The sequence below is a fragment of the Microbacterium sp. F51-2R genome (genome assembly GCF_052180235.1).
GTDB lineage: Bacteria > Actinomycetota > Actinomycetes > Actinomycetales > Microbacteriaceae > Microbacterium.
Genome location: NZ_CP197470.1, coordinates 1841843 through 1860525, shown reverse-complemented (window position 1 = coordinate 1860525; position 18683 = coordinate 1841843). Strand labels below are relative to the sequence as shown.

At 69.1% G+C, this 18683-nt stretch carries 14 protein-coding genes; 7 read left to right on the top strand and 7 right to left on the bottom strand.

The genetic code is table 11. The features are described 5' to 3' along the window. Positions 1-21 precede the first annotated feature (21 nt). A complete protein-coding gene (locus tag ACSBPH_RS08335; RefSeq protein WP_442577124.1) occupies positions 22-2028 on the top strand; it encodes an ATP-dependent helicase in 2007 nt (668 codons plus the stop codon). Between the two features lie 92 nt (positions 2029-2120). On the opposite strand, the gene ACSBPH_RS08330 is transcribed toward ACSBPH_RS08335, so the two are convergent. Together ACSBPH_RS08330 and ACSBPH_RS08325 are read right to left on the bottom strand one after the other, a co-directional pair. Continuing rightward, positions 2121-3764 (bottom strand): FAD-dependent oxidoreductase, encoded by a 1644-nt coding sequence (locus tag ACSBPH_RS08330; RefSeq protein ID WP_442577123.1) that lies wholly within the window; start codon positions 3762-3764, stop codon positions 2121-2123. A 427-nt stretch (positions 3765-4191) separates the two neighbouring features. After that, positions 4192-4671, bottom strand: coding sequence for an ATP-dependent endonuclease (locus tag ACSBPH_RS08325; protein ID WP_442577122.1), 480 nt, complete (start codon positions 4669-4671; stop codon positions 4192-4194). A gap of 96 nt (positions 4672-4767) precedes the next feature. Here ACSBPH_RS08325 and ACSBPH_RS08320 point away from each other — a divergent pair, with 96 nt between their 5' ends. Beyond that, positions 4768-6411 (top strand): phospholipase D family protein, encoded by a 1644-nt coding sequence (locus ACSBPH_RS08320; RefSeq protein WP_442577121.1) that lies wholly within the window; start codon positions 4768-4770, stop codon positions 6409-6411. 112 nt (positions 6412-6523) lie between these two features. Here the strand turns inward: ACSBPH_RS08320 and ppk2 are convergent, their stop codons facing one another. Then, positions 6524-7348 (bottom strand): polyphosphate kinase 2, encoded by an 825-nt coding sequence (gene ppk2 / locus ACSBPH_RS08315; RefSeq protein ID WP_442577120.1) that lies wholly within the window; start codon positions 7346-7348, stop codon positions 6524-6526. A gap of 224 nt (positions 7349-7572) precedes the next feature. Here ppk2 and ACSBPH_RS08310 point away from each other — a divergent pair, with 224 nt between their 5' ends. Next, positions 7573-8511, top strand: coding sequence for a VOC family protein (locus ACSBPH_RS08310; protein WP_442577119.1), 939 nt, complete (start codon positions 7573-7575; stop codon positions 8509-8511). Positions 8512-8528: 17 nt separating this feature from the next. Here ACSBPH_RS08310 and ACSBPH_RS08305 read toward each other — a convergent pair whose 3' ends face one another. Next, positions 8529-9032: a MarR family winged helix-turn-helix transcriptional regulator gene (locus tag ACSBPH_RS08305; RefSeq protein ID WP_442577118.1), complete on the bottom strand. Its 504-nt coding sequence runs from the start codon at positions 9030-9032 to the stop codon at positions 8529-8531. 123 nt (positions 9033-9155) lie between these two features. On the opposite strand from ACSBPH_RS08305, the gene ACSBPH_RS08300 reads away from it, so the two are divergent. Next, a complete protein-coding gene (locus ACSBPH_RS08300; protein ID WP_442577117.1) occupies positions 9156-9779 on the top strand; it encodes an NADPH-dependent F420 reductase in 624 nt (207 codons plus the stop codon). Between the two features lie 78 nt (positions 9780-9857). On the opposite strand, the gene ACSBPH_RS08295 is transcribed toward ACSBPH_RS08300, so the two are convergent. Both ACSBPH_RS08295 and ACSBPH_RS08290 read right to left on the bottom strand, forming a co-directional pair. Beyond that, positions 9858-10316, bottom strand: coding sequence for a hypothetical protein (locus ACSBPH_RS08295; RefSeq protein ID WP_442577116.1), 459 nt, complete (start codon positions 10314-10316; stop codon positions 9858-9860). Continuing rightward, the gene (locus ACSBPH_RS08290; RefSeq protein ID WP_442577115.1) at positions 10313-10459 is read right to left on the bottom strand and encodes a hypothetical protein; all 147 of its coding nucleotides are present in this window, start codon (positions 10457-10459) and stop codon (positions 10313-10315) included. Before ACSBPH_RS08290 ends, ACSBPH_RS08295 begins: the two co-directional genes overlap by 4 nt. Positions 10460-10471: 12 nt before the next feature. On the opposite strand from ACSBPH_RS08290, the gene ACSBPH_RS08285 reads away from it, so the two are divergent. Both ACSBPH_RS08285 and ACSBPH_RS08280 read left to right on the top strand, forming a co-directional pair. Next, positions 10472-11035, top strand: coding sequence for an NYN domain-containing protein (locus tag ACSBPH_RS08285; protein WP_442577114.1), 564 nt, complete (start codon positions 10472-10474; stop codon positions 11033-11035). A 224-nt stretch (positions 11036-11259) separates the two neighbouring features. Then, entirely contained in the window at positions 11260-14193 is a 2934-nt protein-coding gene (locus tag ACSBPH_RS08280) for an immunoglobulin-like domain-containing protein (protein WP_442577113.1), read from the top strand. A gap of 43 nt (positions 14194-14236) precedes the next feature. Here ACSBPH_RS08280 and ACSBPH_RS08275 read toward each other — a convergent pair whose 3' ends face one another. Then, a complete protein-coding gene (locus tag ACSBPH_RS08275; protein WP_442577112.1) occupies positions 14237-15229 on the bottom strand; it encodes a LacI family DNA-binding transcriptional regulator in 993 nt (330 codons plus the stop codon). 365 nt (positions 15230-15594) lie between these two features. Here ACSBPH_RS08275 and ACSBPH_RS08270 point away from each other — a divergent pair, with 365 nt between their 5' ends. Continuing rightward, on the top strand, positions 15595-18567 hold the full coding sequence (locus ACSBPH_RS08270) for a family 43 glycosylhydrolase (RefSeq protein ID WP_442577111.1): 2973 nt from the start codon (positions 15595-15597) through the stop codon (positions 18565-18567). Positions 18568-18683 lie beyond the last annotated feature (116 nt).

Here is an 18683-nt window from a genome sequence, read left to right as displayed (position 1 = left end):
GGGTCCGGTTACGGTCGCCTCGTGGCATCAGGTGAAGCGCTCGCCGGACTGGATCCGGCGCAACGGGACGCGGTCGAGCACGGCGACGGGCCCCTCGTCGTCGCGGCGGGGGCCGGGACCGGAAAGACGCGCGTGCTCACCGCACGTGTCGCGCGGCTGCTGGAGGCGGGAGTCGCACCGGAGAGGATCCTGCTGCTGACGTTCACCCGGCGTGCGGCATCGGCGATGCTCTCGCGGGCCGCGGTGATGTGCGGCGACCCGCAGGCCGCGCAGCGCATCGCCGGGGGCACGTTCCATGCCGTCGCGCATCGCATCGTCGCCGAGCACGCACAGCATCTCGGACTCGCGGACGTGACGGTCATCGATCCCGACGACGTCATCGACCTGCTCGACCTGCTGCGCGCGGAGCACGGACTCGACGGCACCGAGGTGCGGTTGCCGACGACACGCACGATCGCCGATATCGCCTCCCGTGCGATCAACACCGCGACCCGGGTCCGCTCCGTGATCGAGGAGCAGTTCCCGTGGGCGCTCGAGCACGCCGACGCGGTGGCCGCTCTGCTGCGGCACTACCGCGACCGCAAGCGCGAGTGTGGCCTGCTCGACCTGGATGACCTGCTCGTCGCGTGGCGCGCGCTGGTCGCCGACTCCGATGTCGGCGCGCGGCTGCGGGCGCGCTGGAACTGGGTGCTGGTCGACGAGTACCAGGATGTCAACCAGCTCCAGGTCGACATCGTCCGCGGGCTCCGTCCCGACGGCCGCGGGCTCACCGTCGTCGGCGACGACGCGCAGGCGATCTACGCGTTCCGCGGAGCGAGCGCCGGGCACCTGCCCGAGCTCATGGAGGCCTACCCTGACGCCACACTGGTGCGCCTGGAACGCAACTTCCGCTCCACGCAGCCGATCCTCGACCTCGCGAATCAGGTGCGTCCGGGCGAACTGAAGCTGCGGCTGGTCGCTGATCGGCGGCAGCAGAGCGGCAGACCGACGCTGGTCGCGTGCCGGAATGCGGATGACGAGGCCCGCACCGTCGCGGACCGCATCCTCGCGGCACACGTCGACGGAACGCCGTTGCGCTCGCAGGCCGTACTGATGCGCACCGGGTCACATAGCGCGCAGCTCGAGGTGGAGCTCAAAGTGCGCGGCATCCCGTTCCACAAGTTCGGCGGGATCGGCTACCTGGAGACGGCGCATGTGCGCGACCTGCTGGCGAGCTTCCGTGTGGTGCTCAACCCCTCGGACGAGGTGTCCTGGTACCGACTGCTCACCCGCCACCGTGCGATCGGCAAGGCGAGTGCGCGCAGCCTCGCGCGGATTCTCGCGGACGGGCGGGCCGATCGCACGGCCGAGGCGGTCGCGGCTGCGCCGGCGAAGGCCCGCACCGGGCTCGCGTCGACCCTCTCGCTCCTCGGAGCCGTCGACTCCGCCGCCGCCGTGCCCGAGCTCGTCGAGGCGTGCCGCGCGGCGGTCGATCCGCTGCTGCGCGCGCATTACCCGGACTGGCACCGTCGGGTTACCGAAGTCGACGGCATCGCTCAGGCCGCCGCGCAGCAGACCGACCTCCGCTCGTTCGTGAGCGAGCAGGCGATCGACCCGGTGAACGTCGCCGGAGACTGGGCGAAGCAGCCCCATCTTGACGAGGACTGGCTGACGCTGTCGACGATCCACTCCGCGAAGGGTCTGGAGTGGGATGCGGTGCACCTCATGCGCGCGAACGACGGCGCGATGCCCTCCGACATGGCGCTCACCTCATCTGCGGGGCTCGCCGAGGAGGAGCGGCTCTTCTATGTCGCGCTCACCCGCGCGCGCGACACCCTCGACGTCTACGTGCCCTCACAGCTCCCCACGCATCCGACCGCGTTCCTGGCCAAGCACGTCGCCGCCAAACCCAGCAGGTTCCTGACCGAGCCCGCACGAGCTCTCATGGAACCGGTCAGCACCGCCACGGTTGCACCGGAGCCCGCGAGCAACCGGGCCGTTGCTGGTCCGCGCGTGCGTATGGACGCGTTCGACGAGCTCTTCGCCTGATCGGATGCCGGCTGGTCTCGCCGGGCGAGTGCGGACGCGCTCGCCTCCGAAGCGAGGGCGGTATCTGCGGGTCGACCCCGCGCCCCGCGGGATCACCGCTCCGGCGTCAGAGCAAGATACTGGTGCACGAACGCGATCGCCATTCCCCCCTCCCCGACGCCGGCCGCGACGCGCTTGACCGAGCCGGATCTCACGTCGCCGGCGGCGAAGACGCCGGGGGCTGTGGTCTCGAGCGCGAACGGCTCGCGCTCGAGCGGCCAACGGCCGGTGGCGCGAGCCTGGGGTCCGGTGAGGACGAAGCCGTTCGCATCCCGCGCCACCTGATCGGGAAGCCAGCTGGTCTCGGCATCCGCACCGATCATCACGAAGAGCACGTTCGCTTCACGGTTCGAGGTGACTCCGGTGCGCCGGTCTGCGATGTCGATGGCCTCGAGTCCGTCTGCTCCGGAGAGGCCGACGACCTCGGATCGTGTCTGCACCGCGACGTTCGGATTGGCCTCCAGCTGGTCGATCAGGTACCGCGACATGCTCGCGGCGAGCGATTCGCCTCGCACGAGGAGCGTCACCGACCGCGACCGCCGGGAGAAGAACAGCGCGGCCTGGCCGGCGGAGTTGCCGGCGCCGATGATGAAGGCGTCTCTGCCCTGCGCGAGCCCCGAGTCGCTGCGGGCGGCGCCGTAGTACACCCCGTTGCCGATGAACCGGTCGATGCCGGGGATGTCGACGTGCCGCCACTCGACCCCCGAGGTGAGGATGACGACCTTGGCGCTCAGGATGTCGCCGCCGTCGAGCGTCACGGTGTGGTCGTCGGGACGGATGCCCTCGATCGCACGCGTGACGATGATCTCCGCGCCCAGGCGCCGCGCCTGCCGCATCGCCTTGGCAGTCAGCTCATCTCCGGAGACGCCGAACGGAAAGCCGGTGTAGTTCTCGATCCGCGTCGACGTCCCGGCCTGGCCGCCGGGCGCGAACCGCTCCACGACGATCGTGCGCAGGCCCTCAGCGGCGCCGTTGACGGCCGCAGTGAGTCCGGTGGGGCCGCCCCCGATGATGACGACGTCGTACTCGGCGCCGGCAGGATGCACGGGCAGGTGCGCAGCCAGCGCGATCTCCCGCATCGTGGGGCGGTTCAGCCGGGTTCCGTCGGCGAGGACGACGGCCGGCGGATCCGACGGATTCGTGTGCCCGCCGTCCAGGTCGGACCCGCTCGGGTCCACGACCTCGTAGGTCAGTCGGTTGCGGTACAGGAACGTGGTGATCTGATGCACGGTGGGGTCGCCGGGCCGTCCGATCACGGTCAGATCGGGCTTCGCGGTCTCGGCCGCGAGCTCCTTCAGGCTCTCGATGCGACGCTGCGCGGAGGCGCCGACCGCGAGGGCCACCTGCGGCGCCATTCCGGCGAGCGCGAAGAACGACGCGTAGTCCATCTTGAGCACCCGCGTCGCGTCGATGGCGGCGCAGCTGGCCGGGAGATTCGTGCTGAGCATGATCGGCACCTCGCCGTACATCTCGCCCGGCCTCCGCTTGCCGACTCTCCGCTCGACGCCGTTGATGTCCTTCGTGAGCTCGATCACGCCCTCGACGACGAGGAACAGCGCCCGCTCGTCTCCCTCCCGGGCGAGGACCTCACCGGGCACCAGGCGGATGTCTTCGACCGAGCGCGCGACATACGCGAGCTGCTCGTCGTCCAGGTCCTCGAAGAGGGGGATGGCGATCAACTCGGCCGGTGTGATCACGAGGACTCCTCGGGTGGTGCGTGCTCGATGCGATCGTCGCAATCGTGGAGCCGACTCGACCCTGCCGTCAAGAACCGCGGGTGCACCGGCAGATCCGGTGACCGCAGCGGCGGAGGGGATCTTCTATCGCTCCCTGGCGCCGAGGGATCCGGCAGCGACCGGGGACGTCCAGGCCATGTCCATGCGGAGCGCAGGATGAAGACCAGCAGCAGCACTTCGATCGCGATGGAGATGGCGTAGAAGGCGGCCCACTCCCACGTCGCCCCTGCAGCGTTGAAGATCGAATACGACCCTCTCCGCACCACCGCATAGCGGCGCGGAACGCGACGGTCGGCACCGCGACCCGGATCAGGAGGCGCCGGGGCAATTGCGGCGATCTCATCGGCCGGCGAGCACACCGGGTTGCCGCAGCGGCGCCGCGACGGGACTATGCGCTGGCCGCAAGGAGAGCGGCGAGCGGCCCGGGGATTCGATCGAGCGGGACGGCGGCGGCGAGCAGGGCCGCGTAGCGGCGCTTGTTGCCGCTTCTTCCGCCGAAGAAGCGGGCGAGTTGCGCCTCGATCGGCCTTCCGCGCTGCGCGGGCTGATTCTGCAGCCGCCGGAACGACTCGAGCTCACCATTGGCCGCGATGACCGATTCGACGGCGGGGATGCCGAGTGCCCGGACCAGTTCTCCCTCGAGATCCGGATCGCAGACGAAGACCCTCGTGATCACGCTCTCGAACTGGGCGCGCTCCTTCACGTCGACCAATCCGAGAACGGCTTCTCCGCGCAGCTCCGCCACCGCGCGGCGCGCGCCGTGCGCTCCACCCACGACCGCGACGGGCGGAAGTCGGACGTCCAGCCTGGCGGCCAGTACCTCGAGGGCGATGCGATCGCTCTCTCCCTCCACCACCACGACCGCCATGCCTCACCTCAGCACCCGTCTGCGTCGACGACGGCGGTCACCGCCCATGACGGCACTCTACGGCGGACGACGGAAGCCGCAGAAGACTCCGCCCACATGGTCGCGCTGACGACGCATCGCGGGGGGCAGTGGTGCAGCCGCGATGACGTTAGAGTTCGTCGCGTGAACGGAGTTGCCGCCGACTGGTTTCTGAACCGGCTCGAGCGGGGGAATCCGGCGAGCGTCGTTCAAACCGACGGGCCCGGTCTCTCCGCCTGGTCGGAGGGCAATCTCGTGCGGCCGCTCGTGCACGGTGCCACGTACTTCGCCCGGCTGCATGAGGAGCTGTCGCTGTTGCGCGCCGGTGACCGGGTGTTCTTCACGGACTGGCGGGGCGATGCCGACGAGTTGCTGCTGCCCCGCGGCCCATCGATCGGCGATCTGCTCTGCGCGCTGGCGCGCGACGGGGTGGAGGTGCGCGGGCTGATGTGGCGCTCCCACGGCGAACGGGTCTCGGCGCCGATCAGCGGCCTGTCGAACGTCCACCTCGGTCGTCGGATCAACGAAGCGGGAGGAGAGGTGCTGCTCGATCAGCGCATCCGTCTCTTCGGCTCGCACCACCAGAAGTTCTTCGTGATCCGACACCGCGACGACCCGAGCAGGGACGTCGGGTTCGTCGGCGGCATCGACCTGTGCCACAGCCGCCGTGACAACGAGCACCACGCCGGCGACCCGCAGGCGCTCGATATGGACGCCCGGTACGGCGAACGTCCGCCCTGGCACGACGCGGCGCTCGAACTGCGAGGGCCTGTCGTCGCCGACCTCCTGGCCGTCTTCGCCGAGCGCTGGAACGACCCCGCACCCCTGGACCACCGCACCCCCTATCGGATGCTGCTGCAGCGGCTCGCCGACATGCCCCGCCATCCCCGTCCGCTGCCCGAGGCCGCGACGCCCCCGCCGCCGGCTGGTGCCCACGCGGTCCAGCTCCTGCGCACGTACGGGCCGAAGAGACCCCCGTACCCCTTCGCCCCGCTCGGGGAGCGCAGCGTCGCGCGCGCCTACGCCAAGGCGTTCGAGCGCGCCCGGTCTTTCATCTACATCGAGGATCAGTACTTCTGGTCACGGGAGGTCGCCGCCGACATCGCCCGGGCATTGACGCGCAACCCCCGCCTTCGGGTCATCGTCGTGCTGCCGCGCCACCCCGACTCCGACGGTCGAGTGTCAGGGCCTGCGAGCCGGTTGGGTCAGCTCCGGGCGACCTCGATGCTGCGCCGTGCGGCGCCGGATCGCGTCGGCATCTTCGACCTCGAGAACAGCGAAGGCACGCCCATCTATGTGCATGCGAAGGTCTGCATCGTCGACGACATCTGGATGACCTGCGGCTCGGACAACTTCAATCGTCGCTCCTGGACGATGGACAGCGAGCTCACCTGCGCGGTCGTCGACACCTCCGACGAGCCCGAGCGCGCGATAGCCCGCGACCTGCGTCTCCAGCTCTGGGCCGAACACCTCGGCGTCGACCCTGCCGATCCGCGCCTCTCGAGGGGCGAGGACGGGCTCGCGATGTGGAAATCCAGTGCAGACGCGCTCGACGGCTGGCACGTGACGGGCAGTGCATCGGCGCGGCCGACGGGCCAGGTCCGCAACCATCGCATCGAACCCCTCTCGCCACTGCAGCGCCTCTGGGCGCGACCCCTCAACAGGCTGATCTTCGACCCGGATGCACGCCCTCGGCGCACCCGGGGCACTTCCCAGTTCTGAGCCGCCCGTCCGGGCGCGCTCGGCGCCGCCCCGAAGTGCCATCGGACGCGAAGCGGCGCCCGCCCGCCCTCCTGCATCGCGAACCGCTTCGCGGGCGCGGACGGCCAGCCCGCTACTTCTTGCCGAGCTTCCCCGCGATGTCGGGAACGGAGTGGAACTGCTCGATCGGCGGCCGCTCGTAGTCGTCAGCCGCAGGCCGGTCCGGGATCGAGATCTTCTCGCGGTCCAGGTGCTTGTACGGGATGCTGTCCAGCAGGTGGCTGATCGAGTTCAGGCGCGAGGTGCGCTTGTCGTCGCTCTCGACCATCCACCACGGGGAGCCGGGGGTGTCGGTCGCGGCGAACATCGCATCCTTCGCGCGAGAGTAGTCCTCCCACCGCTTGATCGACTGGAGGTCGGTCGGTGACAGCTTCCAGCGCTTCATCGGATCCTCCTCGCGGGCGATGAACCGCGCCTGCTGCTCCTCGTCGGAGACCGAGAACCAGTACTTGAGGAGGATGATGCCCTCGTCGATGAGGAGCTGCTCGACGATCGGCGCCTGGCGCAGGAACCTCTGGTACTGGTCGTCGGTGCAGTAACCCATGACCCGCTCCACCCCGGCCCGGTTGTACCAGGACCGGTCCATCAGCACGATCTCGCCCTCGGTCGGGAGGTGCTCGATGTATCGCTGGAAGTACCACTGGCCGCGCTCGCGCTTGCCGGGCTTGGGCAGCGCGACGACGCGCACATGCCGAGGGCTGAGGTGCTCGGTGATCCGCTTGATCGCTCCGCCCTTGCCCGCCGCGTCTCGGCCCTCAAAGATGACCAGGACTCGTGTGCCGGTCTCGGCCACCCAGCGCTGCATCTCGACGAGCTCGATCTGCAGACGTTCGAGCTCGTCCTTGTACAGCTTCTTGGGTACCCGCTGCCCCGAACTGCCGCTGCTCTTCTTCGCCATGGCTTTCCCTTCGCGCTACTCGACCGTCGGGGGGAGCCTTTCCGCCGTCACGGTGCCGTTTCCGGCGACGCCAGTCTTGAGCACTTCGGCGCAGAATGTCAGGTCTTGCCATCTGTCGCCCGGTGGGTATCACGGCCAGCAGGGGACTCGTCGGGATGCGGGAATAGCTCGTCCTGACGATTGGTTGTACATACAACCACATCGTTTCTCGCATCGGAGACATCATGAACGCCACGGACTCGTCCTCTCCTCCGGCTCCCGCCTCCGACCGGGTCCTGGACCCGCAGACGGGGATGGATGCTGTCACCCTGCGCGTCGGCGACCTCGAGCTGATGTCGTCCTACTACGCCGATGCGCTCGCGCTCGAGCCGCTCGAGGAGCGGGCGCGGGGCCGTGAGGTGCACCGCGCGCTCGGTCGCGGCCGGACGCCGATGGTGCGGCTGATCAGCACGCCGGGGCTGCCCGCGGTCAACCCGAGGCAGGCCGGCCTCTACCACACGGCGTTCCTCTTCGACGATCAGCCGTCGCTCGCCGCCACCGTCCTGCGCGCCGCGCAGGATCCCCGCAGTCGCTTCACGGGCTCGAGCGACCACCTTGTCAGCGAGGCGTTCTACTTCACCGACCCCGAGGGCAACGGCATCGAGCTGTACGTCGACCGCGACCGTTCGCAGTGGCGCTACGAGAACGGCGAGCTGCAGATGTCGACGCTGTACCTCGATCCGAACGCGTACCTGCAGCGTCACCTCGACGAGGCGTCGATGGACGCCGTCGCGTGGACCACAGGCAAGGTCGGCCACGTGCACCTCCAGGTCGGCGACATCGCGACGGCGCGAGAGTTCTACGTCGACGCGCTGGGGTTCGAGACCACTGTCGCGTCGTACCCCGGCGCGCTGTTCGCCTCGGCGGGTGGGTACCACCACCACGTCGCCATGAACACCTGGAACTCCGCAGGCGCAGGACCCCGCGCCGCCGGCCTCGGGCTCGGTGACGTCGCGATCACGGTGCCCGGCCGCGAGGACCTCGACGCGCTCGCCGCGCGACTGACCGCACGCAAGCTGGCGTTCGCCGACGACGGGCGCTCGATCGTCGTCTCCGACCCGTGGAACACCCAGGTCACCGTCGCACTGCCCGGAGCCGACATCGACGAGGTGCTCGCGCGGTGACCCTCCGCAGAGGCCGATCAGTCGGCTGACGCGCGAGCGGCCGCGGCGAAGCCGACGCGGCGCTGCGGATCGAGCCGCTCGACGAGGGGCTCCAGCGCGTCGGCGAGGGCCTGCAGCTGGTCGCGCGTGAGCTCGTCGATGACGAGCCGACGGACCGTCTCGATATGGGCCGGTACGGCGCGCACGAGCTCGCGCCGCCCCTCCTTCGTCAGTCGCACATCGACGACGCGCCCATCGCTCGCGCCCGTCGAGCGCTCGATCAGATCGCGGTCGGCGAGTTTGCCCAGCACGCGGGAGAGTCGCGGCATCGTCGAGTTGACCGCGCTCGCCAGATCCTTCACGCGCAGGGACCCCTTCTCCGCCTGGCGAAGGGTGCTGAGCACCATGAACTCGAAATGCGTCATGTCCGAATCGGACTGCAGCTGCGCGTCCAGCGCCGCAGGGAGCAGCTCGGAGGTCCAGACGAGCGCGAGCCACGCCTTCGACTCCAGGTCGTCCATGCGCGGAACGCGGTACGTCATCTCGACCCTCAGTGTAGTGAGCCACCTCAGATCGCATGCGGACGGAGCGGAATACCCGCGGCACACCCCGCGTTCCATCAAATAGTTGTAAATGCAACTATCTATCTCGACAGGAGTTCGGAAATGGCAAGCATGACGGTGATCGGCACCGGGAACATGGGATCCGCGATCGCGAGTGTGGCGGCGAAGGGCGGGGCTTCGATCCAGATCGTCGCGCGCGACATCGCGAAGGCGCAGCAGCTGGCCGCGCAGGTCGGCGGGACGGCTGACGAGTTCGGCGACGCGCTGACTGGAGACATCGTCGTGCTGGCTCTTCCCTACCCGGCGCTGGAGGACGTCGTGAAGACCTACGGCGCCGCGCTCGCCGGCAAGGTCGTGGTCGACGTGATCAACCCGGTCGACTTCGCCACGTTCGACGGCCTCACGGTTCCCTCCGACTCCTCGGCCGCCGCGCAGCTGCAGGTGGCGCTTCCCGGCGCCAAGGTCGTGAAGGCCTTCAACACGAACTTCGCGGCGACGCTGTTCTCTGGTGAGGTCGGGGGAGTGCCCACGACGGTCGTCGTGGCGGGTGACGATGACATTGCGAAGGCCCAGCTGACCGAGATCATCTCCGCCGGCGGTGTGGTCGTCGCCGACGCGGGCGGCCTCAAGCGTGCGCGTGAGCTGGAGGCCGTGGGCTTCCTGCAGATGGTGCTCGCCGTGCGCGAGCAGGTCGCCTGGACGGGCGGCTTCGCCGTCCGCGCCTGACAGCCGACGCAGCGCGGGAGTTGGCCCCGCCCCTGGCGAGAGCCGGGGGCGGGACCGGCCCCGATCCCTGGCGCCCCGCTACCAGGCGGCGAAGCGGGTGCCCTCCCGGCGGCTGGGGGCGCCTGCGTCGATGGGCGCCGTCTCATGGCCGGCTAGTTCGTGGATCCACGGCGGGTGCTGGTCGATCGAGACAGACCCGATGCCCGTCGTGAAGTAGGCGATGACGGGAGCGCTGGTGATGAACGCCGCCGCGAGGACTCCCGCGCTCGGTGCCCGTATGAGAGCATCGCGAGCCGCCAAGTTCCGCATGAAGACGGCGAAGGCGCCGGGGTCGGCGGCGAGGGGCACGCGCTCGGGCAGGGACACGAGGCCGGCCAGCTCGGCGGTCACTCGCTCGCGCTGCGGAGCGGGCAGTCGATCGAACGCCGCCGCGTAGGCCCTGTCCGCGGTGGACGTCGGCACGTTGCCCAGTACGTAGGCATAACGCCAGAGCAGCTCGTCAGCGCTGATCGCGCTGGGGGCTCTGTGCTTCCTCACGATTCCTCCCGGCGGATGCGCACCAGGCTACGCCGGGGGAGCGCGATCGTCGATCCGACGACGCGGTGTCGGACGAGCAGAGCGCCCTGCGTCGGCTCGAGCACCAGGGCCGGCACCGCATAGGATTCGGCGAAGGCGCTCACGGAGGAGACGAGATGTCGACCGAAGACTCACGGACCACATGGGTGCTCGTGGATGGCGAGAACATCGATGCGACGTTCGGCACATCGATCCTCAACCGGCGCCCGCAGCCTGACGAGCGTCCGCGGTGGGACCGCCTCCTCGCGTTCGCCGAGCGCACCTGGGATCAGCCGGCGCGAGGCGTCTTCTATCTGAATGCGTCGTCGGGCCTGCCGATGCCGTTCGTCCAGGCCCTCCGGGCGATGGACTACATCGTGGTTCCGCTCTCGGGCGAGCCCGACGAGAAGGTCGTCGACATCGCCATCCAGCGCACGCTGCGCGCGATCGCAGACCGATCCGCCGACGTCATGCTCGTGAGCCACGACGGCGACTTCCTGCCCGAGATCACCGATCTCGTCGGCCCGTCGCGTCGGGTCGGCGTCGTCGCGTTCACGGAGTTCCGAAACGCCGGTTTCAGCGCGATCGCGGGCCTGGAGAAGTTCGATCTCGAGTACGACGCGCGTGTCTTCGACGCGCCGCTGCCGCGTGTGCGGGTCATCCCCATCGGGGAGTTCGACCCCACCACGTTCCTGGACTGAGCGCCCCTTCCGGCGCAACTCGCGTCACGCCCCGGCAGGGGCGGGACGCGCCGTCGTCGAGCCTGTAAACGCACAATGCTTGCGCCCATCGAGGTGTGACCGCTAACATCCGGGTAACCCGTGGATCGTTAAACCTCGCGCTCTCGTGGTCTGCGATCCACGGGCCAGCCCATCGCAGATGATCGGCTCGCCCCCGGCAATCGAGTACGAAGGAGTACGACCTCGTGGTCAGTCCACCCCTCATCCGAACCCGCCGCTCACGCGCGGCTGCGGTGGTAGCGGCCGCCTCGCTGTGCGCGGGCTTCGCCATCGCCGCACCCGCGGCGGCCGATCCTCTCTACGACGACGTCGTCGACGGTCTCGTCCACCACTTCGCACTCGACGAGACGTCGGGCACCGTCGTGGCCAACACCGGCTCGGCCGGCGCCGCGGCCAACGCGACGCTCGTGCACCCCGAGAAGGCGCAGCGGAGCGCCGACGGCATCCGCTTCAACCCGAACTCCTACGCCGACGCCGTCTCGGGCGCCTACGTGCAGCTGCCGAACGACCTGACGGCGGGCATGCAGGCCGTCACATTCGACTACGACATCTGGATCGACCCGGCCAACGTCGGGGAGCACCAGATCTGGAGCCTTGGAAACAAGGCTTCGTGCGAGGCGACCACGGGCCAGCAGGGTCAGCTCTTCTCCTCGAACACGCAGCGCCTGCGCGTCGCCGCCGGCTCGGTCAACGTCCAGCAGAACCGCGTGCGTCTTCCCGAGGGCGTGTGGAAGCACGTCACCTACACGCAGACCCCGAACGCCAACGGCACGAGCTGGACGGGAACCCTCTTCGTCGACGGCGTGCAGCACGCGCAGTCGACCACGATCACCACGGCGCCGTCGGTCAACGCCGCCGGGACCAACTGCAACTTCCTCGCCCGCTCGCAGGTGCCCGGCAACTACTCGTTCCGCGGCACGCTCGCCGACTTCCGCGTGTACGACCGCGGCCTCTCGGCCGCCGAGGTCGCGACGCGCGCCGCACAGGGCAACGACGAAGGCGTGAAGGCGGATGCCGCGGCCATCGACCTCGGCCTCACCAGCGCGATCGTCGAAGACCTCGTGCTGCCCAAGCTCGGCTCGGTCGCCGGCTCCTCCGTCACGTGGTCCTCGTCCGACCCGTCCGTGGTCGAGGTCGTCGTCCCGCCGACCGCGACGAGCGCCCGCAAGGTGCCCGTCCGCGGTGTCATCACGCGGCCCGCGCTCGGACAGCCCGACGCGACCGCCGTCCTGACGGCGACGCTCAAGAAGGGCGCGGGCTCCGTCGAGACGCGGGAGATCCAGATCACGGTTCCCGCCGAGTACGACGTGAACCACTCCACGGCGCGCGATGCGCTCGACCTCGAGCTGCACTCGACCGACGACGTCCGCGGCAACATCACGCTGCCCACGAAGGGGCGCTGGGGCTCGGACATCACGTGGACCTCGAGCTCCGAGCTCGTGTCGTCCGCGGGCGAGGTGACGCGTCCTGCGTACGGCAAGCCGGAGGTCACCGCGACGCTGACCGCCACGATCGCCAAGGGCGGTGCTCACGTCGAGAAGAGCTTCGACGTCGTCGTGAAGCCCCTGCCCCGTGACGAGGAGAAGGAGCGGTACTTCCTCGGCTACTTCAAGGGCGAGGGCATGGCCGACGGCGAGCAGATCATGTTCGCCACCTCCAACGGCAACACGGCGCTGGACTGGACCGGCCTCACCGGTGGCTGGCCGTCGCTCGTGTCGCAGCTGGGCGACCAGGGTCTGCGCGACCCGCACATCGTCCGCTCGCCCGACGGCGACACGTTCTACATGATCGCCACCGACCTGAACTGGTACGACCAGGGCGGCTACGCGATCAACGACACGCAGTACATCGAGGTCTTCGAATCGAACGACCTCGTCAACTGGACGCCTCAGCGTCACGTGAAGGTCGCGCCCGACAATGCGGGCAACGCCTTCGCGCCGGAGTCGCTCTGGGTCGACGAGATCGGCGCGTACGCGGTCTTCTGGGCCCAGTCGATGTGGAACGACCCGATCAACCGCACCGGTCAGGGCAACGCGCAGATGTGGTACAACATCACGCGCGACTTCCAGACCTTCTCGGAGCCGAAGGTGTGGCAGAACCCCGCGCCGCAGTCGCGGATCGACACCACCGCGATCAAGGTCGGCGACGAGTACTACCGCGTGACGAAGAACGAGGCCGGCAACGCCGGTTCCGACATCTTCTCGGAGAAGAACACCGACTTCCTCGACAGCGACATCAACGCGTGGCAGCTCGTCGCTCCCGCGCTCGGTCGCACGACGTGGCAGTCGAACGCGGGCTATGAGGGTCCGGTCATCTTCAAGGCGAACCCCGGCGACACCGCGTGCCCCGGCCAGTTCTACCTGTGGGGCGACCGCTACACCAACGGCGGCGGATACCAGGCGGCGTGCGAGGCGAACATCGAGGCGCCGACGTGGCAGGCCAAGACGATCACCATGACCAACGCGGGTGTTCCGCGTCCGCGTCACGGCACCGTCCTGCCGATCACGCTCCGCGAGTGGAACCACATCCGCGGCATCGCGAACGCCGACGTCACGACGACCGTCGAGGTCGCCGTCGATGACGTGCGCGAAGGCGCTCCGGCGCAGGCGACGGCCACCGTCACGGCGGCCGACGGTTTCGAGACCGGCGGTCAGGTGCGCTTCACGGCGGGCGACTGGTCGAAGACCGTCTACCTCGAAGACGGCAAGGCCTCGGTCGAGATCCCTGCCGGGCTCGCGATGGGCGCTCACGAGGTCAAGGCCGAGTACCTCGGCTTCGAGTACCTCCTGGCATCGGCGGGGACGACGTCGTTCGACGTGCTCCCGCTGGTCGAGGCATCCGTCTCGGTGACGGGTCGATGCGTCGCCGGCAAGGAGACGCTCGTCGTCACGGTCGCCAACGGCCACGACGGCGGCGTGCAGGTCAAGGTCGAAACCGCCTACGGCGTGAAGCAGGTCGCTTCGCTCGCCAAGGACAAGAGCACCTCGGCGGCCTTCACGACGCGTCTGGCATCGGTGCCCGCGGGCACGGTCACGACGACCGTGTCGACCGGCCAAGGCGATGACCGCATGGAGTCGGTGTTCACGACGGAGCATCCCGCTCTGTCCTGCGCGCCGTAGCAGGCGGCACGGTGGGGAGTCGCCTCGAGGCGGCTCCCCACCGTCAGCGCGTGGACTCCCTGAGCACGAGGCTCGCCGTCGAGACGATGTGGCGCGGCCGCTCCGGCCGGCGTCCCGCAAGCCGCTCCACCATGAGGTTCACGATGGTCTCGGCCATCTCGTCGTTCCCGGGCTCGATGGTCGACAGCGGGGGAGTGCAGAACATCCCCGCGCGAAGGTTGTCGAATCCGACGATCTGCACATCGTCGGGGATGCGCCGGCCGGCCTCGTGCAGCGCCCGGACGGCACCGATCGCGCAGGAGTCGGTGAGTGCGAACACCGCATCGAACGGGGTGCCCGCATCGAGCACGGCGCGCATCGCGCGGTAGCCGTCGTCGACGTGGAGTCCGCTGGTCACGATGAGATCGCCTCGGACCTCGACGCCGCGCTCTTCGTGCGCCTGGAGGTAGCCGCGCGTGCGCAGGGTCTCGACCGAATCGCTTCCCTCCCTCGCGCCGCCGAGGGCGACGATCGCCCTCGCTCCGCGATCCAGAAGAGCGAGGGTCGCCATACGCCCGCCGCCCTGGTTGTCCATCAGCACATGGTCGAACCGCGCCGAGAGCGCGCGTTCGCCCAGGAGCACGATGGGCTTGGACGGTGTCAGGCCGTGCAGGTCGGCGGACTCGCTCACCGCGAGGGCGAGGATGAAGCCGTCATAGGTCTCCAGCCGCGACGCGGCGAGCGACTCCATCTCGTCGGTGATCGCGTGCCACGTCAGCTCGGTGACCATCCGGATGCCTCGGGCAGAGAAGCGCTGGCCGAGTCGCTCCGCGAGCTCGGCGTAGTACTCGTTCACGAAGCTCGGCATGCCCAGTCCGACGATCCCGGTGCGGCCCCGGCGCAGCGAGCGCGCGCTCTGGTTGAGGCGGTAGCCGAGGTCGTTGATCGCGTCGATGACCCGCTGCATCGTCTCGGGCCCGACATGGTCGGTGCGGCCGTTGATGACGTTCGAGACGGTCTGCGCCGAGACGCCGGCTTTCGCCGCGACATCCTGCATGGTGATGTGCGCTGAGGGTGCGGCGGATCGTGGTTCGTCGCTCAATCGGAAGACGCCTGCTCGAGCACGTCTCGACTCTAGTCGGGACGCTCGTGCGCGGCTTGCGCGGCGGCTCGACGGACGTCGGCGGGTCGCTCGTTCGTTCATCGATAAACCAATTCGCGAGAGTACTTGCAACCTCGCTTGTGTGACCGCTAACATCCACAGTACCGCCACACGGGCGCAGCGCACAGAGCCGTGAGCACGACAAGGACGCCGCTGTCACGACACCCCCGCCGAGCGGGCCTCCGGCGTGCCCGCACGCCGGTCGGATCGAAGTTGATCGATAAAGGAGATGTGTTGTGAAGGCATCCATTCCGTCCGGCGTGAGAAGAGCTCTCGCCGGCAACCGACCCCCTCTCGGCATGCGCGGCGCGGGCCGCGGCATCCGTCCCATCGCGGCCGCGAGCGCCGCACTCGTCGCGAGCGCGCTTCTTCTCGCACCCGCCGGCGCGAACGCCGCCGCCGACCCGTGGAACCCCGACTCCGGCTACACCTCGACCGACAAGGGCGACGGCACATACACGGTGCCCCTCATCAACGCCGACGTCCCGGATGTGTCCGTCGAGCGCGTCCCCGCGTCGGAGAACGACGAGGGTCGCGACATCTACTACATGATCAGCACGACGATGCACCTGAGCCCCGGCGCACCGATCATGAAGTCCTACGACCTCGTCAACTGGGAGATCGTCAACTACGTCTTCGACCGCGCCGACATCAGCGACTCGTTCTCGCTGCGCAACGGTCAGTCGTCGTACGGCCAGGGGCAGTGGGCATCGTCCATCCGGTACCACGCCGGAAAGTGGTACGTCGCCTTCAACACCAACAACCTCGGTGGCTCGTACCTCTACGTCACCGACGACATCGACAACGGCTCGTGGGAGCGGATCGCCCTCGGGCGGGCCTATCACGACCCGTCGCTCTTCTTCGACGTCGACGGAACCCCCTACATCTTCTACGGCTCGGGGTCGACCAGCGCCGTCAAGCTCAGCAGCGACCTCAAGACGGTCGTCGCCGAGTACCCGCAGATCCTGCGCACTTCGGACTACCCCGGCGCCTCCTTCATCGGCGGCCTCTTCGAGGGCGCCCAGGTGCAGTACATCGACGGCAAGTACTACATCGTCATCATCACGTGGCCCTCGGGCCAGGGGCGCCAGGTGGCGCTCTTCCGCTCCGACTCGCTCCTCGGCCGCTACGCGACCGTCGACGGCAGCAACCCCTACGAGGCCAAGGGCGTGCTCAACTCGAACGGGTTCGCCCAGGGAAGCCTCGTCCCGATCGCCCGCGAGGGCGGCGGCACCGACTGGTGGGGCATGTTCTTCCGCGACACGTTCCCCATCGGGCGCATCCCCGCCCTCATTCCGGCGACGTGGTCGAACGGGTGGCCGACCTTCGGCAACAACGGCGCGGTGCCGGTCAACGGCTCGTTCGCCAAGCCCATCACGCTCTCGCCCGAAGAAGAGCTCTACGAGCGTCAGAAGAGCATCGTCGTCTCGGACGACTTCGCCAACGACGCGCCCGATCGTTCCTACATGCACGAGAACTGGACGATCCCCGCGGCGCCCGATGTCGACCAGTCCCTCCTCGGGGTGGAGCTGTTCGCCAACCCCGGCTTCGAGGCCGGCACGACCGGCTGGACGGTGAACGACACTGCGACGATCGCTTCGTCGACGGATGCCGCGTCCGGCGCCGGCTCGCTCCAGGTGACCGGTCGTCAGACCACCGGCTCCGGCCCCGCGCAGGACGTGTCGGGCAAGGTGCAGCACAACGTCACGTACGACATCTCGGCGAAGATCAAGTACGAGAACCCCAACAGCCCCGCCACGAAGCAGTTCTTCGTGACGGCCCGCTACGGGGGCACCTTCACCAACCTCGCGAGCGTCACGGCGACTCGGGGGCAGTGGGCGACGCTCTCGGGCAGCTTCACGGTTCCGGCATCCCAGAGCCTCTCGTCGATGCGGATCTTCATCGAGACGCCGTGGACCAGCAACGCCAACGCGCTCGCCGCTCCCGACACCCACCTGATGGACTTCAAGGTGGACGACCTCTCGCTCAAGGGGCGTCCGCTGACGACGGAGATGCCGAACCCTGCCGAGATCGCGCCGAACGGCTCGCGCCTGGCACTGCCGTGGGAGTGGAACCACGCCCCCGACAACCGCTACTGGTCGCTCACCGACCGTGACGGCTGGCTGCGGCTGACCAACGGCAAGGTGCTCACGGGCAACTTCAAGCACTACAAGCTCGCGAACGACGACGAGGGCGCGTACCTCGAAGAGGCGCGCAACACGCTCTCGCAGCGCACCTTCGGTCCTCGCCAGTCGGCCGAGACGAAGCTCGACATCTCGGGCATGCGCAACGGCGACGTCGCGGGTCTGGCCGCCTACAACCGAGGCTTCTCGTACGTCGCGGTCAAGCGCGTGAACGGCGTCAACACCGTCGGCGTCGTCAACCGGGTGCAGCCGTTCACGACCACGATCGACCAGGCTGCGGTCGAGAGCTTCCTGCCCGGCACCACCGCGGCGCTCGGCGCGGCGACGCAGGTGCACCTGAAGGCGGATCTGGACTTCGCCTCGCCGACGGGGCAGCTGTGGACGACGTTCTACTACAGCCTCGACGGGCTGACCTGGAACCAGCTCGGCAACCGCGTCGGACCGCAGACGCTCGACGGCACGCTGACCCACTTCATGGGTCACCGGGTGGGTCTGTTCAACTACGCGACGCTCGAGGCGGGTGGCCACGTCGACTTCGACCACTACCTCCTCAGCGACACGCTGACCTCGCAGAACCTCGCACTCGACACGAGCGACCTCGACGCGGCGATCGCGCACGCGGCCACGCTCAAGGAGGCGGACTACCCCGCGGCGGAGTGGGCGCAGATGCGCGCACTGCTCGCTCAGGCGCAGTCCGCACGCGCCGGTCAGTTCGGTACGCAGAACCAGATCGACGCTCCCGAGCGCGCCCTGAGCCTGCAGCTGGCCAAGCTCGGCGTCCACAAAGCCGCTGCGCCGTCGCTGGATGTGTCGCTCACCACCGCGACGCGCTGCGTGGCCGGCAAGGTCGTGCTGACGGTGCAGGTGACGAACGCCGAGTCGGTCCCGGTCGCGGTCTCGATGACGTCGGCCTACGGGTCGAAGTCGGTGGCGGCGCTGGCAGCGGGCAAGTCGACGACGCAGGCCTTCACGACGCGACTGACGTCGCTGCCGGAGGGCACGGCGTCGGCGGAGGTGACGGCAACGGTCGATGGAGAACCGGTGTCGGTGTCGCTGGATGCGCCGTACTCGGCGCGAGCCTGCGGCTGATCGAGCTGGGTGGCCCGGGGTCGCGTCTGCCTCCGGGTCACCCGACCACTGTGCCGATCACGGCACGAAGCTGACGACCGAGGGTCGTCGCTCCAGAGGAACCCAGACCGGGCCCG

What these genes read in the sequence shown, in the direction of transcription:
- ACSBPH_RS08325 (WP_442577122.1), bottom strand. Translation starts at nt 4,671, where the DNA reads ATGGCGGTCGTGGTGGTGGAGGGAGAGAGCGATCGCATCGCCCTCGAG.
- ACSBPH_RS08320 (WP_442577121.1), top strand. Translation starts at nt 4,768, where the DNA reads ATGGTCGCGCTGACGACGCATCGCGGGGGGCAGTGGTGCAGCCGCGAT.
- ppk2 (WP_442577120.1), bottom strand. Translation starts at nt 7,348, where the DNA reads ATGGCGAAGAAGAGCAGCGGCAGTTCGGGGCAGCGGGTACCCAAGAAG.
- ACSBPH_RS08310 (WP_442577119.1), top strand. Translation starts at nt 7,573, where the DNA reads ATGAACGCCACGGACTCGTCCTCTCCTCCGGCTCCCGCCTCCGACCGG.
- ACSBPH_RS08305 (WP_442577118.1), bottom strand. Translation starts at nt 9,032, where the DNA reads ATGACGTACCGCGTTCCGCGCATGGACGACCTGGAGTCGAAGGCGTGG.
- ACSBPH_RS08300 (WP_442577117.1), top strand. Translation starts at nt 9,156, where the DNA reads ATGGCAAGCATGACGGTGATCGGCACCGGGAACATGGGATCCGCGATC.
- ACSBPH_RS08285 (WP_442577114.1), top strand. Translation starts at nt 10,472, where the DNA reads ATGTCGACCGAAGACTCACGGACCACATGGGTGCTCGTGGATGGCGAG.
- ACSBPH_RS08275 (WP_442577112.1), bottom strand. Translation starts at nt 15,229, where the DNA reads ATGCAGGATGTCGCGGCGAAAGCCGGCGTCTCGGCGCAGACCGTCTCG.